This is a genomic window from Devosia sp. (genome assembly GCF_039927955.1).
Taxonomy (GTDB): domain Bacteria; phylum Pseudomonadota; class Alphaproteobacteria; order Rhizobiales; family Devosiaceae; genus Devosia.
On record NZ_JBDSUA010000005.1, the window covers coordinates 242,104 to 258,412 of the forward strand.

Genomic DNA, 16,309 nt, shown 5'->3' on the forward strand with positions numbered 1-16,309 from the left:
TCATAGTCACTGCGGACTTATATAGGTAAGCCAAAGCCCCGATCAATGCGCGTCGGTCACACGGCGCTCGTACACTTTGACGCGGTAGGCAGCACCGTCCTTTTCCGATGGTGTGACCTCGGGTTCGGCAACCACCATCCATACCGCCGGATCGATTGCCGGAAACAGCACGTCGCCCTCGGGTTGCAACGCCACATGGCTGATATAGAGGCGGTCTGACAGCGCAAGGGCCTGCCGGTAAATCTCGCCGCCGCCGATCACCATAACTTCATCGACACCATCGGCCGTCGCGATGGTTTTGGCGTGGTCCAGGGCGGCATCGAGACTGTCGATCACCAGAACGCCGTCCGGCTGATAGCCCTGCTGCCGCGTCACCACGATATTCACCCGCCCGGGCAGAGGCTTGCCCACCGTCTCGAACTGCTTGCGCCCCATGATGATAGGTTTACCCATGGTGGTGCGCTTGAAGAAGGCAAAGTCCGACGGAATACGCCAGGGAATGGCCTGCCCGGCACCGATGACGCCATTTTCGGCCACCGCTGCGATCATTGAGACGATCATTGCCTGCCCAACGCTATCAACGCGGCGCCATCGACGCGCACCCTGGTCCACTCATCCATCATCACACCGCCCTGCGATTGATAGAAATCGATCGACGGCTGGTTCCAGTCCAGCACCGACCACTCGAAACGCCCCAACTGTTCGCGCACGCAACGCCGCGCCAGATTGACCAGCAGTGCTTTGCCAATGCCTTTGCCGCGCAGCGCGGGATCAACATAAAGGTCTTCGAGATAAAGCCCCGCCCGGCCCTGAAACGTCGAGTAGGTGTAGAACCACAAGGTAAAACCCACCGGCTTGCCGTCCCATTCGGCGATTTCGCAGAACACTTTTGGATTGGCGCCGAACAGATCGCGCACGATATCGGCAGGCGTCGCCACCGCCTCGTCGCTCAGCTTTTCGTATGCCGCCAGATCGGCGATGAACTGTACGATCAGCCCGGCGTCATCGACAGTCGCCGCGCGAATGTTCAGGGTCATTGTCGATCTCTTACGGGCTTAGGCTACGGCTGATAATCGTTCTTGTTGAGCAGCAGAATTTCCAGCTCCTGCCCATAGGGCGGATACCAGTCGGTCGCTGTCATCTGGAACGTTGTCGGGTCGATCTTCTTGACGCCCTCCCCGCAGAACGACACCAGGCTATCAGCCTTGCCCTTGTCGACCGTAAGGGTGAACTTGCCGATCGGCCCGCCCCAATTGGCCCCGGTCGACCAGATGTAGGAAATCCAGCTCTCGACATAGGGGTAGTTGGTGTAGCCGTCAGCGGTTGTCGCCACTTTCTTCAGCGCTTTGACCAGGGTGTCATCGACGCAATATTTCTTCTGGTACTCGACAAACCGGTCCTGCGAATATTGATCGCCGTCCACGGGCATGAACGTGGTCGCCACAGTGCCGCCGACACTGGGCTTATAGGTATGGACCACATCGGACTCGCCGGGCGCAAACGTTGCTTCCCAGCTATAGGTGGAGCGGAGCGTCCACACCGGCGTGTAGTCGGTCTTGGTGCCCGAACCGTCGTCATATTCCATCGGAATGACCAAACCGAGTTGCACGAGTTTGGCCTGATCGGCCTTGTCCAGGCCATTGAGAACCTTGGTGGTTTCACCGCCGAATGGCTCCAGCGGCACATTCAGTTTCCGCAGCATCTCGGAATAGTCGATATTGTTGTTGAACGCGTATTGGTGCAGCGTCGCATCGACCGGCTTGCCATTGAACGTGGTGGCGAAATCGAACAGATTGTCCGGATCATCGACCGGAGCCGCATCGTCGCCATAGCCGGTAAACACCGGCACTGCCGTCATGAAATCGCCGCTACCCTCGATATCGGGCATCGGGAACGCCACCAGAATATGCTGGGGCGTGTCTGACTTGTTGTTGAACTTGTAGACCACCTTGACCTGCTCGGGACCAACGGTGAGGTCCTCGGCGGCCATCTCGATATTTTCGTTGGTGACAAACACCAGACCGCCGGTTCCAAGCTGCGCTGTAGTGTCATTGGCCAAAGCTGCGCCGCTCATCGCGAGCAGCGCGGCGCCAACCAGAATGCTGGTCTTGTTCATACTGCTACCTCGGCCTTGATGTGCGGATCGGGCTCGTATCCGGTGATCGTGAAGTCGTCGAAAGTGAAATCTTCCAGCCGGGAAATCGCCGGATTGAGCGTCAATTTCGGCAGCGCCTTGGGCGCCCTGCTCAACTGCAGCTTAGCCTGCTCGAAGTGGTTGGAATAGAGATGAACATCGCCAAAGGTATGGACGAAATCGCCCACTTCATAACCCGTGACTTGCGCCACCATGTGGGTCAGCAAGGCATAGGAGGCGATGTTGAACGGCACCCCGAGGAAGGTATCGGCAGAGCGCTGATACAGTTGGCAGCTGAGCTTGCCATTGGCGACATAGAACTGGAACAGGCAATGGCACGGCGGCAGCGCCATCTGGTCGACTTCAGCCGGATTCCAGGCCGAAACGATGTGGCGGCGCGAATCCGGTTTGGTCTTGAGCGAATGGATCAGATTGGCGATCTGGTCCACGCTTTCGCCATTGGGCGCCGGCCAGCTGCGCCATTGCGAGCCATAGACCGGCCCCAGATCGCCATTCTCATCCGCCCAGGAATCCCAGATCTTGACGCCGCGCTCCTGCAGCCAGCGCACATTGGTGTCGCCACGCAGAAACCACAACAGTTCATAAATAATTGATTTTATGTGCAATTTCTTGGTCGTCAGCAGCGGAAAACCTTGGGAAAGGTCAAACCGCATCTGGTAGCCAAACAGTGAGCGCGTGCCGGTGCCGGTACGGTCGGACTTGTCCGCACCGCGCTCCAGAATGTCGGCCATGAGAGTGAGATATTGTTGCATGGGCGGAACATTAGACGATTCTGGCGCGCAACGGCAGCCGCTGGGCAGCGTTTTGCGACGATGGACTTTGCAGTCAACAGGTGGTTTGAGAGCCGATGAAAACCCTGCTTGCCGTTCTTATCTGGAGCGCCCTCAGTGGGCTGGCCATGGCTCAATCCAATCGCATCGATGAACTGCGCCCCGACGCGCCCGCCCTTGCCGCACATGGCGAATTCGCTATCGGGGTACGCACTATTACGGTCACGCACTACAATCAGGCCAACGTCCTGAACGGGTCTGACCCCCTCTATGAACGACCCCTGACCCTGGAGGTCTGGTATCCGGCAGAACCAGCGCGCATAGCTCCGGCTACCGACTATGCCGATGTGACGCTGATCGGTGGCACGGTGCGCTACACCCTCCACGGAAGCGCGGTCCGCGATGCGACACCCCTGCCTGTCGCCAAGCCGGCACCGCTGGTCATCCTGTCGCACGGCTATCCCGGCAACCGTTTCCTGATCAGCCATTTCGGCGAACATCTGGCCAGCCGCGGCTACGTCGTGGCGGCCATCGATCATTTTGAAAGCACCTACCACAATCAACTGGGCTTTGCCTCGACGCTGATGAACCGACCACTCGATCAGTTGTTCGTTCTGTCCGAAATCGATCGCCTGTCCAAAACTCCGGGCCAGTTTCTGCATGGCATCGTCGACGCTTCCAACACGGCCGTCATCGGCTATTCGATGGGCGGCTATGGCGCCATCATCAGTGCCGGCGGCGGTGTGACACAGGCGAGCACCGAACTCCCCTTTGCTCCCGCCAACGGCGCGCTGCAAAAGCTGCAGGCCGGGACCAAAGCCTATAAGGCGCTGCTCGACCCACGCCTCAAAGCCATCGTCGCCATCGGCCCCTGGGGCCGGCAGATGGGCTTCTGGGACGCGGATGGCCTCGCCGGCATCGCCATTCCCGCCCTGTTCATGGCCGGCAGCCTCGATGAGGTATCCGGTTACGCCGAGGGCACGCGCAAAATCTTCGAGGAGACCGTCAATTCGGATCGCTATCTGCTGACCTTCGACAATGCGGGGCATAATGCCGCTGCCCCGATCCCGGCGCCAGCAGAGGCCTATATCCCTGATGCACAAGGCAAAACCGGCTTCGAGCACTATGCCGACTTCGTCTGGGACAATGTGCGTATGAACAATATCGCCGACCATTTCGTCACGGCATTTCTCGACCTGCACCTGCGCGGCGATAGCGCCAAACGGGCCTATCTGGACATGACGTTCAGCGATGACTACAGTGAACAAAACTGGAACGGATTTGGCCCGCGCACCGCGCGTGGCCTGAAACTGGAGCACGCCGCGCCGTAACTGCGGCTAACCCAAGGAGAAGAGCATGCCGATCGAACATCTCAATCCCAAGGACATGCACAGCAATCCCGCCTTCAGCCAGGGCATTATTCTGCCTCCCGGCGCACGCACCCTGCTGATCGGCGGCCAGAACGCCGTCGATGAAAATGGCCAGATCGTCGGCAAGGGCGATATCGGCGCCCAATCCGTCAAGGCGGTCGACAACCTGATCAAGGTGCTGGAAGCCGCCGGCGGCGATCTGGACCATCTGGTAAGGGTCGCGATCTACATCGTTGGCGACGAGGACCTGCGCCCCGGATTTGGCGCGTGGATGGAGCGTTGGGGTAAACGGACTAAGCCGCCGGTGGTCACCGGCATCCGTGTCCACGGCCTCGCCAATCCTGACTATCTGATTGAAATCGAAGCCATGGCGATCCTGCCGTGACGCCACCCGAACCCCGCGCCCATAGATTGGTCCGACCCGAGCAACCAATGCTGGATTTTGTCCGCGAGGCGCTCAACCAGCGCGGCCTGATGGACAAGTATAGTGAGCGGCCCGCCTACCAGCAGAACGATTATCTGATGTGGATCAACGCCGCCAAGCAGGACGCCACCAGGCAAAAACGGCTGGCCCAGATGTTGGATGAACTGGATGCCGGCGGGCTCTACATGAAAATGCGGTGGACCGGCGGCGGGGCTAGCCCGCAGCCGTAGCGACCTCGGTTGTTACCACCGAAAAGCCGGACAGCGTTGCCGGACCGAACTGGGTGGACAGCGCCACGTCTGTCGCATCGCGGCCAATTGCCATCAGGATGCGACCGATACGCGGAAAGTTATGGCGCGCATCGGCCGTGTACCAATGGCCACCCAAATAGACCTCGAACCAGCCGGAAAAATCCATCGGGTCGACATCGGGCGGCACGCCGATATCGCCCAGATAGCCGGTGCAATACCGGGCCGGAATATTCATGCAGCGGCACAGCGTCAGCGCCAGATGCGCGAAATCCCGGCACACGCCGACCCGCTCGGTATAAGCACCGAACGCAGTGCGCGTGCGGTCGGCCCGCGGATAGCTGAAGGTGATGTGCCGATGCACGAAATCCAGAATCGCCTGGACGCGCGGCCAGCCAGGCTTTGTATTGCCGAACATCTGCCAGGCGACATTGGTCAGCCGATCAGTCTCGCAATAGCGCGAGCCCAGCAGGTAGATCAGCACCTCATCGGGCAGATCCTGAATATTGTGCTGCGCTGCGTCATGGGGCACGAAATCGGGCGTGCCCGGATCGTAGATATCAAAACCGGTGGTGACCGTCAGTCGCCCTTGCGGCGCAGTGATGCGGGTGCAGGCATTGCCATAAGTATCGTAGTAATCCCAGCTCTCGACAGACGGGGAAAAACTCAGCACCTGCGGCGTCAGCAGATCCACCCGCCGCGACGGATGCAGATTGAGCGACAGCAGCATGGGCGTCGGCTTCGGACAGTCATAGCTTATCGAAAAGCCGGCCTTGATCTGCATGATAATATTGAGCTTTATGGTCGAACGGTTGGAACGGTTGGAACGGAGGTACTTTGCCACATCGCCAGCTAAACCCCTAACCCGCAAGCGGGTTCCGGCGCAAACCCAGCTCGCGCGCATTTGCCGCGTGCCAACCGGCGACGCGGTTGAGGAGTTGCCGCACCGGCCTACTGCGGCAAGGCATATTTCGACTGCGGACAGCCATTTGCCGCCCAATATTGCGCCACCGGCTGAAACGTCCCGCTGGCCACAAACTGCACCCTGGCGGTAAACGCCATGGCCAGGCATTCATCAGGCCCGGCCACGATATGCACCATCTCATGCAGGATAGTAGTTTCGCGCTGCGCATCGGCGCCCCGCGAAAAGAACTTCGGACACAAATACATGGCGGCGCCCGGTCCACGCACATAGGCAACGAAGCGGTCGCAGGACCCTTCACCTTCCCGCGCAAACACAAAGCTGATCGGCGCATTCGCCGTCGCGCCATTGAACCGCACCAAGCGCCGGGTCAGCGCTTTCTTGTATGAGGCCATGGGAATGCCCAATTCTACCGCGTTCAGTTTGGGCATTGCGCGCGCCAATGTACGGGCGGCATCGGCCAGCGCCCGATCGAGAACCGATTGCTGCGCCTGTGCCGGCGAGGCCATAATCGCGAACAGCGCCAGCACCGCCAAAATCCAACGCATCGTCAACTCCTCGCCAAGCGCAATTGCATCGAACCCGCACCCGCCCTATATAGAAGGTGCTCGCAAGAGCTATGGCGATAAACTGTCATCGTAATAAACCTTTCGGACCCGGGGGCGGTACCCGGCGCCTCCACCATTTCCCCACCAACATGGGGAGCCAATGGGGGCGAAATAGGATCGACGAGGGCGTAAAGGGTGTGCTTTTGCTCGGTGAGGTACCACCGTTATCGGTCCAAAACTTATAGTTGCAAATGACAACCATAAGGCTCCAGTCGCTCTCGCCGCGTAAGCAGCGCTAGCATTGGGAAATTAAGTCCTCCACCCCTAGCCGGGTGACAGGCGGGGTCCGCAGGCACCTGGCAACAGAAGCCTGCACCTTCCCCGTCATGACATTATTGTGCTTTGTCCTTGAAATCGCCGGGACACTGAGGCTGATATGGCGGCAGATGCGTTGTGTTCGCACGCTGCCGTGATTTGGGCGGCGCAATGCCTGAATAATTCAACTTGGCCCTTCCGTTCCGAGCCAATCGGGCCGAAAAAGAAGCCAAGAGAATCGCTTAACGCCGGAAGGGCGCCCATGGCCGAAGATCATCTCCGTTATGACATTCTCGCGCAGGAAGCGCTTCGCGGCGTGGTGCGCAAAGTGCTGTCGGAAGTGGTCAAGACGGGCCTGCCCGGCGAGCATCATTTCTTCATTTCGTTTGTCACCCGCGCCCCCGGCGTTCGCCTATCAGAAAAACTGCTGAGCCAGTATGACAAGGAAATGACGATCGTGCTGCAAAACCAGTATTGGGACCTCAAGGTCAACGACACCGGCTTTGAAGTGGGCCTGTCGTTTGATGGTCAGCCGGAAATCCTCGGCATTCCCTTCTCGGCGATCAAAGGCTTCTTCGACCCGTCCGTGCAGTTCGGCCTGCAGTTCGATGTGGCCGGCGATGTCAGCACCACTGCAGCCGATGATGCCGAGGACGAAGCCGCTGAAGCGGAAGCTGCCGCAAGCCCGGCCGAGCCGGCCGGCGAAAAAGTCGTCAGCCTCGATTCGTTCCGCAAGAAGCCCTGATCCAGCCGGGCCTTGGAAAAGCGCTCGCTCTCCATTGCCGGCCACCGCACCAGCATCGCGCTGGAGCCGGAGTTCTGGGCAGTATTGCAGGCCATGGCCGATGAACGGGAATTGGCACTGCCGGCCCTGATCAAAAGCATCGACGAGGCCCGCCTGACCACCAACCTCGCTTCCGCAGCGCGGCTGGCGGCGTTGAGCTGGGTGCAGGCGAAACCCCGATAGTCCGTCTCTAGAACGGTTGATTGACGCCCTGCGTGGTCGTCATCGGCTGATTGGGCAGCATCAGGTCAGTTGGGCCGATTGTGGGCGTTGACTGAGTTGGCGCGCTCTGTGGCGTCGCCTGCGGAGCTGGCGTCTGCGCAGCCTTTGCTGCCTCATCGGCCAGTCGCTGTTTCTCCGCCGCTTCGGCTGCGGCCTTGGCATCCGCCTCGGCCTGCCGTTGCCTTTGCTCGGCGATCAGCCGGTTGCGTTCCTCGGCGGCCGCCTTCTGGCGAGCCAGATCTTCCGCCCGCAGGGCTTCCAGCCGATCCACTTCGATCTCGTTGGCGCGCATCTGTACTGCGGCGACCATGGTATCGAGATCGAGCGTACGCATTGGTTCCAGCAGCGTGCCCGACAGCCGCGACACGATGCGGGCGGTATCGGGATTGACCAGATTATTGGGGTCAGTGAATCCCAATGGCGTTAGGACAAAGCTGCCGCTGAGCCCAAGTTTTTCCAACCCCACATTGGCATCGCCCGCCACCCGGCCACCGGCGCCATCGATGCTGAGATTGGCCAGCCGCAACACGCCGCCGGCAATGGTGAAGGCGCCTTCGGCCAAGGGGGCAGTGAAAAAGCCTTGATCGAGGGAAATGGCGATCAGCGTCCCCAATGCGTCGGCGCCGGTATTCAACAGATCATCGAGCTTGGCAACGGCGGGAAATACAGCGGGATCGAGGTGGCGCACGGTAAAGTCCGAGGCCGAGAAGCTGCCCTGCCCGGTCAGGCTCGCCATGATCGCATCCAGGCTTTCGCCGGTGCCTTCAAACTGCACTCCGCCATCGACTACTCCACCCAGTGTATCGGCCAGGCCGGACGGCAGCACATCGGCCAATTGGGTGTCGGCCAGTTGCAGACGGCCGCTGACCGTCTTGTTGCTCAGCGCGTCGCTGCAACAAACGGCGACCTCCGCCGTCACCTGACCTTCGCCGGCACTGGCCCGGAAATGGCTGAGCCTGGTCCGCGTCTCGTCCCAGGCCAGATCAAAACTGGCATCGGTCAGCTTTTCCTCACCGGCAATGGTGATCGAAGGAATTTCAATGGCCACACTGCCCCGTGTCGCGCGCCCAGAATTACCCAGCGCAATCGGACCGGTTGGCCAGACCACGCCGTCGGCCGCTATCAACGCCGCCGGACCGGTCAACACCGCTGTGAGACGGGCAAGATCAGCGCCATCCAGCGATAGACTGCCGGTAATGTCGGAATTGGACCCAGTATGGGTGAGCGACAGCGCACCGGCAAATCCGGATCCCTCCGAAGTGCCGTTAATCCCGGCAAGCTTGAGCAGCCGGTTGCCCTCAAAATGCAGATCGGCCTTGCCGCTGATCGAGGGCAGGCTGAGCCCGCTGACGCCCACTACCTGCGCCAGCCCGCTGCCGTCGGCCAGATAGCCATCGAGCTTGCCGGTGCCCTGCACTTCGCCGCTGGCAACAACCAGCAGGTCGCCATCGAACCCGACGCGCTCCTCGCCGACGCTCATGTTCAGCCGCGCCGAAAAACCATTGGCGATCGAGCCGCCAAGATTGACCGCAACGAACATGTCGCCATCGGGCGGGAACAGGTGCGCGTCGCCAAAACCCAATTGTCGGGTCAAGGCATCGGGATCGGACGATTCCAGCGTGCCGCCCACAGTCAGTGGTGATCCAATGGCCTTGGCCAGACCCGCGCCTAGCCCAATCCGCAGATCAACCGAGGCGGTGTCCGCCATGCCCTTCAGCGTTAACGCCTGCGCGCCGTTGTCCGGCTGGCTCAGGTCAAAATCCAGGTCGGCCGGAGCCGACAGCCCGATGGCCGTGCGAATGTCCGCCGACAGCGCAAACCGGCCAAGCAACGCCGTGAGCGCCGGCGCGTTGGCGTTCTTTACCCCGATCTTGCCACTGCCCCAGACCACTGGCTCGGCCGGCGTTCCCGATGCGACCAGCGCCGTATCAAAACTGACGCCACCCAGATCGGCCGCGGCCAGCCTGGTGAAGGTGACGCGGTCGTTCGACCATTGCCCTTCGGCGGTCATGTCCTTGCCGGTCAGGCCCAATACATTGGCTTCAGTGCCGGCCAGGCCAAAACTGCCGTTGGGAAAGCTCAACCCAAAGGCCGGGCCGGCCTGAACCTCGGGGACCAGCGCCGCGATAGCGGCGCTGTCCTTGGGCGACAATACGCCGAACTTGCCGGTGATATCGAGCCGAGGCTCCTTGCCATAGCCGACGCGCAGCCCCAGGCTATGGGGCACGCCATCGAGCATGAACACGCCTTCGCTGAACCCCAGCGCCTCACCGGCCAGACGCACCGTCCCATCAAGCGAGGCGGGCATATTGAACAGTGGATTGTTCTCATCGGGCTTGCGCCACAACGCGCCCAGCGCATCCAGGCGCAGGGTGGAAATGCCCAGCTTGCCATCAAAAGTCGGATGCCCGTCGACGGCCCCGAGCACGCCACTGGCCTTGACGTCGGCATCGCCCGGCAGCTTGGCCAGCAATTGGTCGATCGCCCAGGCCTTGCCATTGGTATGGGCATCGATGCGCAGACCGCGCAGCGCAAAGCTGCGCAGGCCAACCTCGGCCAGATCGACCCCGATCCGGCCCGGCATTGGCGGTATCAGCGGCGCCGGCAACTCGCCCAGCAGGCGCACCACATCATAGGGTTGCTTGGACAGGTCTTCCGACGCATCGCGCGGCGGCAGCGCGAATACTCCGCCCGAAATCACCGCGTCAAAACTGCGCCGCGCACCGAGCTGGATGCTGGCCGCGCCGGTGAGCCTGGTCCCGGCCCGGTTCTCGTCCGGCTGCAAAGTGTAACCGGTCAGCACGATGCGGTCGGTCGAGCCGGTGACCTTGCTTTCCAGCACCAGATCACCGCGAATATCATCGGCCACATCCGTCACCGGCGGCTTCTGGCGATAAGTGATGGCGCCATCAAAGCGCGGCGCGATGCCGGGAGTCAGTTGCCCCTCGGCGGAGAGCGACATGCCGCTCTCGTTCTGCACCGAAGCCGTCACCCGGTTGCTGCCGTCCGCATCCATCGCCGAAGTGTTGAACCGCACATTGTAGTGCGCGTCGGCATAATCGAGATTGCCCTGGAACTGGAACGGCCCGGTGATCGCCGCCAGCTTGAGTTCGCCATTGATGCCGCTGGCGACAAAATTCTCGCCCGAGCGATCATCGGCCATCCGCACCGTGCCGTTGACGATATTGGCCTGGCCCAAAACCACGCGGCTATTGCCTTCGCTGTCTCCAACAATGTTGAAGCCGGTGCTGAACAGTCCACTATCATCGACTTTGATATCGACCACCGGCGTATCCAGCACCAGCTTGGTGACCCGATAATTGTCGCGCAGGAAATCCACCAGCGAAAATTCCGCATCCACGCTGCCCACAGTTGCCGCCGGGTCTTCGAGCGATCCAACCACCACATCGGTGAAATGCAGCTTTGGCGACGGCAGCAGCGAAAATTCGATATCGCCGCGAATGGCGACGTCGGTGCCCAGCACGCCCGACGCCAGCTCTTCCATCTTGTCGCGATAATCGCCCCACTGGATGAAGCGCGGCGCGATAAACGCCCCGGCCAGCGCCAGGATCGCCAGCAAGCCGACAACGATATAGATGCGGTTCAGCAAGGGCTTGTATCCACGCGTTTGGTCCGGGCGCAGTGTAGGCAAACCCCGCCGCCGCGCAAGGCCACCGATCGCCGATTACACGCCAAGAAAGCGGCAAAAAGCCCGTCAAAACCCGGCGATGACCGGGGTGCAGCCACCGCGTGCCATGTACATGGGCACCCCCACTGCCTATATTGCCCAAAGAGAACAAAAAGAGATTCGTCAATCCCGCATGGCCGTTGCACCCGACAGACTCGAACGCCCCGCCGCCGGTTCGATCACCAGCCAGTTTGGCCGGCGCGATGCCGACTACCTGCAGGGTTTGAACGAAGAACAGCGCGATGCTGTGCTCAGCATTGACGGCCCGTTGCTGGTTCTGGCCGGCGCCGGCACCGGCAAGACCCGCGTGCTGACCACCCGCATTGCCCATATCCTGACCACGCGCAAAGCCCGTGGCAGCGAAATCCTGTCGGTGACCTTCACCAACAAGGCCGCCCGCGAGATGAAGGAGCGCATCGCCAAGCTGGTCGGCGCGTCGGTGGAAGGCATGCCATGGCTGGGCACCTTCCACTCCATTGGTGCGCGCATCCTGCGCCGCCATGCCGAGCTGGTCGATCTCAAATCCGATTTCACCATTCTCGATACCGACGACCAGATCCGGCTGATCAAGCAATTGCTCGAAGTCGAAAACATCGACGAAAAGCGCTGGCCGGCCCGGCAGTTCGCCGGAATGATGGACAACTGGAAAAACCGTGGCCTGCTGCCCAAGGACGTATCGCCCGCCGATTCTGGATTCTACGCCAACGGCAAAGGCGGAAAACTTTACGCAGATTATCAGGCGCGGCTGAAGGTTCTCAACGCCGCTGATTTCGGCGATCTGCTGCTCGAATGCATCCGGCTGTTCCGCGAAAACCCGGAAGTGCTGGCCGAGTATCACAACCGCTTCCGCTACATGCTGGTTGATGAATACCAGGACAGCAACGTCGCCCAATATCTCTGGCTCCGCCTCTTGGCCTCCGGCAAACCCGCGTCGGAAGCCAATATCTGCGTCGTTGGTGACGATGACCAGTCGATCTATGGCTGGCGCGGCGCCGAGGTCGACAACATCCTGCGCTTCGAAAAAGACTTTCCCGGCGCCAAGGTGATCAAGCTGGAGCGCAATTATCGCTCCACCGCCAATATCCTCAAGGCTGCCAGCCACCTGATCGCTTTCAACGAAGGCCGCCTCGGCAAGACACTGCAAACCGATGTCGCCGAAACCGGCGAGCCGGTCGCCGTCACCTCGGTGTGGGACAGCGAAGAAGAAGCCCGCACCATTGGCGAGGAACTGGAGCAATACCAGCGTGACGGCGAACAGCTCAACAACATGGCGATCCTGGTCCGCGCTTCGTTCCAGATGCGCGAGTTCGAAGAACGCTTCATCACACTCGGGCTGAACTATCGCGTCATCGGCGGTCCGCGCTTTTACGAGCGCAAGGAAATCCGCGACGCACTCGCCTATCTGCGCCTAACCGCACAGCCGGCAGACGATCTGGCATTCGAGCGCATCATCAACACGCCCAAGCGCGGCCTGGGTGATTCAACGCTGAAAATCCTGTTCGATACCGCCCGCCACCAGCAGATCCCGCTGATGTCTGCGGTGCGCATGTTGCTCGAAACCGAAGACCTCAAGCCCAAGCAGCGCACCACCCTGCGCGAACTGGTCGGCCAGTTTGACGACTGGGCCGAGCGCCTGCGCACCATTCCGCATTTTGAGCTGGCCGAACAAATTCTGGACGAAAGCGGCTATACCGCCATGTGGCAGGCCGACAAGGCGCCCGATAGCCCCGGACGGCTGGAAAACCTCAAGGAACTGGTCCGCTCGATGGAGGAATTCGAAACCCTCGGCGGCTTCCTCGAACACATCGCTTTGGTGATGGACCGCGCCACCAGCGACGAAGGCGATGCCGTCTCGATCATGACGCTGCATTCGGCCAAGGGACTGGAATTCAACACCGTCTTCCTGCCCGGCTGGGAGGAAGGCCTGTTCCCCCACCAGCGCTCGCTCGATGAATCGGGCCGCGCCGGGCTGGAGGAAGAACGCCGCCTCGCCTATGTCGGCATCACCCGCGGCCGCAAGCGCGTCCGCATTTCCGTCGCCCAGAACCGCCGCATCCATGGCCTCTGGCAATCGGCCATCCCCAGCCGCTTCCTCGATGAACTCCCGGCCGACGCCGTCGAGGTCAAGGACACCGGCTCGTCCTATGGCGGCTACGGCTATGGCGGCGGCGCCTCCTCGCGCTTCAACAAGGCCGATCCGTTCGACAGCGTCTATGAAACCCCGGGCTGGAAACGCGCCCAGGCCCAGCAATCCAACCGCAAAGGCGGTGGTCCACTGACCATCGACGGCGACCTCGTCGCCCGCTCGGTCGACCTGGGCAGCGACAGCTCAGCCTACAAATTCGGCGACCGCGTCTTCCACCTCAAGTTCGGCTATGGCGCCATCTCGGGCATCGAAGGCAACAAACTGACCATCGATTTCGAAAAGGCCGGCCGCAAGAAGGTGCTGGATAGTTTCATCAGCAAGGGGTGAGGGACTGTGATTAAACGTAATGCGTCCGCTACCGGGCTATTTTATCAAGAAGGTATCCAGCGCGCACCTAAGCTGCCCAAACGACCAAAAGACGACACAAAAATTTGGAGATTTATGTCACTCACCAAGTTTCTGGATCTTTTGGCAAGACGATCCCTGTTTCTTGGACAGCTCTCAGCACTTCGGTCTGCGGATCCATATGAGGGCTCACTCGGCGCTGACCGTCTGATTTACCTCAGACGGATCATGAGCGACGACAACTTTGCCAGACAGGAACTTCATATTCCTGCTGGAGAAGAAATTCCCCCTCCTCTAAGAGCGTCGTATGACCCATCACTCACCGCTTGGCAAAATGAACGCTCGGCAGAGAGAATGTACATAAACTGTTGGCACATAAATGAGGTTGAATCTGCTAACCTTTGGGCGGTTTACACTAACCAGGGCGAAGGGGTCGCTATACAGAGTTCTGTTGGCAGCCTCTCATCCTCGTTGAGGGAATTTACTGGAGACTTCACAATCGCCCCTGTTCGATACATCAATCACAATACTTTTAAGATGGGGCCGTCCTTCGAAAATGCTGCGTTCTATAAACGCTTAAGCTTTAAATCTGAAAAAGAACTCAGGCTTAGAGTTCTACTACCAATAGAAAAGTGCACCGAACAAATTGACGGTAAAAGCGTATGGACTCCGCCGCGCGGGATGTACATGCAAGCCGACTGCGAAATTCTTATAGAGCGCGTTTATGTGTCACCAACATTAGGCGACTGGTTTGCGGAGACGGTACAGAAGGTCATAGAAAGCATGGGTTTGAATTCACCTGTCATCAAATCCTCTATAAACGAGTCCAGAATACTTTAGCGCATAGCCGCACAGCCGGCAGAGGCTGGATTCCCGCAGACCCGCCAATTGGCCGGTGCTGAATTGACCCGATCGTGCAGCGCGCTCGATGCCACCCTCGCCCCTTGCGGGAGAGGGACAGATTTTCTGCGTTCAGCAGAAAATCAGGGTGAGGGGTTGCTTCCGCATACTCGTAACAAGCAAGAGACCCCTCATCCGCCCTTCAGGCACCTTCTCCCGCAAGGGGAGAAGGAAGAGCGGGGTAGCGCTCTACATAAACTTGGCCGCAATCTCCGCAAAATAGGCGTCTGCCAATTTCCCAAAACTCTCCGCCGTCAAAACAATCGCCTCACCCACCGCAATCCCCGTCACAGACTTGCTCGCGACATACTTGATGGTCTTGTCCGCCGTCATCATCCCGCCATGCTCCAAAATCGACACCGCCAGCATCCTCACTTCGTTGCACGGATTGCCATCCTTGCCCTCCTTGCCGCGCAGGCGGTGCATGAACATGTGGTCGAGCGCCTGCACCATGGATTTGAGATAGTCCGGCGTGAACGCCGCCAGCGCGGCCTCGGCCTTGGTGCCTTTGGCAGCGGCGATCAGCGCGTTGAATTTGGCCAGTTCTTCATCAAGCTGCTGCTGGCAACTGGCGATAAACGCGGGGGCATAAGTACTGACACCGAGCATGAGGCACTCCTGTTTGGATCGAGGTTAGGCCAGCAGATTTCCGCCCGCCATCGCCATGTCGCGGTCGCCCGCAGATATTCGACATTTTACGGGCGGATCAGCCCGCCGAAATAATGCAGCGCATAGGCCTCGACGCCATCGCACACAATAGCCTCTCGACCGGTGAAATGGCCAACGTCGCCCTCCGAACCATCGCGATAGGCCCCGAACGGCCCGGTCCACTCAAACCCGCCCAGAAACCGCCCCTTCGCGTACATCGCCGACAAAGCCGCCTTGATCGTCGCGCCGGCCCGCTCGGCGTCGATCAGGTCTGGTCGTGTGATGAAGCCGTAGTAATTCATCGCCCAGACCGGTTCGTCGGCATGCCACACGGTTTCCTGCCCCAGAAAGTCCGTGCCGCCGAAATAGCTGTCGCGATAGCTCCAGGGACCATCGGCCCAGACCAGATCATGCGAGCCGGTCCGGCTCGCGGCCACTTTGGTGCCACCGCCCACGTAGCAGGCCAGTTTTGCCGCGACGATTACGCGGGTCAAATCGTTCAGGTCCACGGTTAACTCCATTAAACAAAACATGAACAAACCCTCGCCAAAGGTCAACTAACGCAGGTGGAAAATGTATCCCCCTATCCGTCCGAACGGGCAGGAAATGCCCCGCTGATCGGAGCGGACGGCCTTCGCCACTGCGCCGACACGAGCATCAAGTCATTGAAATTAATACATCATTAATGTTTGCTTCAGGTGGCTGTCAGTTTCAGGGCGCATAGCTTTTGCGAGGCCCAGAGCCTCGATCAATCAAGGATGATGAACATGTCTATTGGAAGCGTTGGCAGTGCACCTGTCGCACCGGTAAAGACCGCCGCACCC

The 16,309-nt window shown here is 60.1% G+C and carries 16 protein-coding genes and 1 other RNA gene; 8 read left to right on the forward strand and 9 right to left on the reverse strand.

Annotation, left to right across the window (positions count from 1 at the left end):
* Nucleotides 1–42 precede the first annotated feature (42 nt).
* The 4 genes from ABIT12_RS03140 to ABIT12_RS03155 are packed head-to-tail and all read right to left on the reverse strand — an operon-like array spanning nucleotide 43 to nucleotide 2,907.
* Nucleotides 43–549, reverse strand: a complete 507-nt coding sequence (locus tag ABIT12_RS03140; RefSeq protein ID WP_348043246.1) for a dihydrofolate reductase — start codon at nucleotides 547–549, stop codon at nucleotides 43–45.
* Between the two features lie 8 nt (nucleotides 550–557).
* Nucleotides 558–1,037 (reverse strand): GNAT family N-acetyltransferase, encoded by a 480-nt coding sequence (locus ABIT12_RS03145; RefSeq protein WP_348043248.1) that lies wholly within the window; start codon nucleotides 1,035–1,037, stop codon nucleotides 558–560.
* A 23-nt stretch (nucleotides 1,038–1,060) separates the two neighbouring features.
* Nucleotides 1,061–2,116: a DUF4424 domain-containing protein gene (locus ABIT12_RS03150; protein WP_348043250.1), complete on the reverse strand. Its 1,056-nt coding sequence runs from the start codon at nucleotides 2,114–2,116 to the stop codon at nucleotides 1,061–1,063.
* A complete protein-coding gene (locus ABIT12_RS03155; protein WP_348043252.1) occupies nucleotides 2,113–2,907 on the reverse strand; it encodes a thymidylate synthase in 795 nt (264 codons plus the stop codon). Before ABIT12_RS03155 ends, ABIT12_RS03150 begins: the two co-directional genes overlap by 4 nt.
* 95 nt (nucleotides 2,908–3,002) lie before the next feature.
* Here ABIT12_RS03155 and ABIT12_RS03160 point away from each other — a divergent pair, with 95 nt between their 5' ends.
* Genes ABIT12_RS03160 through ABIT12_RS03170 form a run of 3 tightly spaced genes read left to right on the forward strand, consistent with a single transcriptional unit; the run spans nucleotide 3,003 to nucleotide 4,949 of the window.
* Complete coding sequence (locus tag ABIT12_RS03160; RefSeq protein WP_348043254.1) at nucleotides 3,003–4,256, forward strand: dienelactone hydrolase; 1,254 nt, start codon at nucleotides 3,003–3,005, stop codon at nucleotides 4,254–4,256.
* A gap of 25 nt (nucleotides 4,257–4,281) precedes the next feature.
* Nucleotides 4,282–4,680, forward strand: a complete 399-nt coding sequence (locus tag ABIT12_RS03165; protein WP_348043256.1) for a RidA family protein — start codon at nucleotides 4,282–4,284, stop codon at nucleotides 4,678–4,680.
* 47 nt (nucleotides 4,681–4,727) lie between these two features.
* On the forward strand, nucleotides 4,728–4,949 hold the full coding sequence (locus tag ABIT12_RS03170) for a YdeI/OmpD-associated family protein (RefSeq protein ID WP_348043258.1): 222 nt from the start codon (nucleotides 4,728–4,730) through the stop codon (nucleotides 4,947–4,949).
* On the opposite strand, the gene ABIT12_RS03175 is transcribed toward ABIT12_RS03170, so the two are convergent.
* Nucleotides 4,933–5,751 (reverse strand): transglutaminase family protein, encoded by an 819-nt coding sequence (locus tag ABIT12_RS03175; protein ID WP_348043295.1) that lies wholly within the window; start codon nucleotides 5,749–5,751, stop codon nucleotides 4,933–4,935. The two genes, ABIT12_RS03170 and ABIT12_RS03175, sit on opposite strands and share 17 nt — an antisense overlap.
* A gap of 167 nt (nucleotides 5,752–5,918) precedes the next feature.
* Nucleotides 5,919–6,437, reverse strand: coding sequence for a hypothetical protein (locus ABIT12_RS03180; protein WP_348043260.1), 519 nt, complete (start codon nucleotides 6,435–6,437; stop codon nucleotides 5,919–5,921).
* Between the two features lie 19 nt (nucleotides 6,438–6,456).
* Between ABIT12_RS03180 and ssrA the strand changes: the two genes are divergently transcribed.
* The 3 genes from ssrA (at nucleotide 6,457) to ABIT12_RS03195 (ending at nucleotide 7,719) form a co-directional block, all read left to right on the forward strand.
* Nucleotides 6,457–6,814: a transfer-messenger RNA gene (ssrA, locus tag ABIT12_RS03185) on the forward strand.
* Nucleotides 6,815–7,014: 200 nt separating this feature from the next.
* Complete coding sequence (locus tag ABIT12_RS03190; protein WP_348043261.1) at nucleotides 7,015–7,497, forward strand: SspB family protein; 483 nt, start codon at nucleotides 7,015–7,017, stop codon at nucleotides 7,495–7,497.
* Between the two features lie 12 nt (nucleotides 7,498–7,509).
* Nucleotides 7,510–7,719 (forward strand): ribbon-helix-helix domain-containing protein, encoded by a 210-nt coding sequence (locus ABIT12_RS03195; protein ID WP_348043263.1) that lies wholly within the window; start codon nucleotides 7,510–7,512, stop codon nucleotides 7,717–7,719.
* A 7-nt stretch (nucleotides 7,720–7,726) separates the two neighbouring features.
* On the opposite strand, the gene ABIT12_RS03200 is transcribed toward ABIT12_RS03195, so the two are convergent.
* Nucleotides 7,727–11,368, reverse strand: a complete 3,642-nt coding sequence (locus ABIT12_RS03200) for an AsmA family protein (protein ID WP_348043265.1) — start codon at nucleotides 11,366–11,368, stop codon at nucleotides 7,727–7,729.
* A 211-nt stretch (nucleotides 11,369–11,579) separates the two neighbouring features.
* Between ABIT12_RS03200 and ABIT12_RS03205 the strand changes: the two genes are divergently transcribed.
* Both ABIT12_RS03205 and ABIT12_RS03210 read left to right on the forward strand, forming a co-directional pair.
* Entirely contained in the window at nucleotides 11,580–13,919 is a 2,340-nt protein-coding gene (locus ABIT12_RS03205; RefSeq protein ID WP_348043267.1) for a UvrD-helicase domain-containing protein, read from the forward strand.
* Nucleotides 13,920–14,033: 114 nt separating this feature from the next.
* Nucleotides 14,034–14,777, forward strand: coding sequence for a hypothetical protein (locus ABIT12_RS03210; RefSeq protein WP_348043269.1), 744 nt, complete (start codon nucleotides 14,034–14,036; stop codon nucleotides 14,775–14,777).
* 249 nt (nucleotides 14,778–15,026) lie between these two features.
* Here ABIT12_RS03210 and ABIT12_RS03215 read toward each other — a convergent pair whose 3' ends face one another.
* On the reverse strand, nucleotides 15,027–15,446 hold the full coding sequence (locus ABIT12_RS03215) for a hypothetical protein (RefSeq protein ID WP_348043271.1): 420 nt from the start codon (nucleotides 15,444–15,446) through the stop codon (nucleotides 15,027–15,029).
* Between the two features lie 86 nt (nucleotides 15,447–15,532).
* Nucleotides 15,533–15,994 carry a DUF5680 domain-containing protein gene (locus tag ABIT12_RS03220; RefSeq protein WP_348043273.1) on the reverse strand — a complete coding sequence of 154 codons (462 nt, stop codon included), beginning with the start codon at nucleotides 15,992–15,994 and terminating at the stop codon, nucleotides 15,533–15,535.
* Nucleotides 15,995–16,309 lie beyond the last annotated feature (315 nt).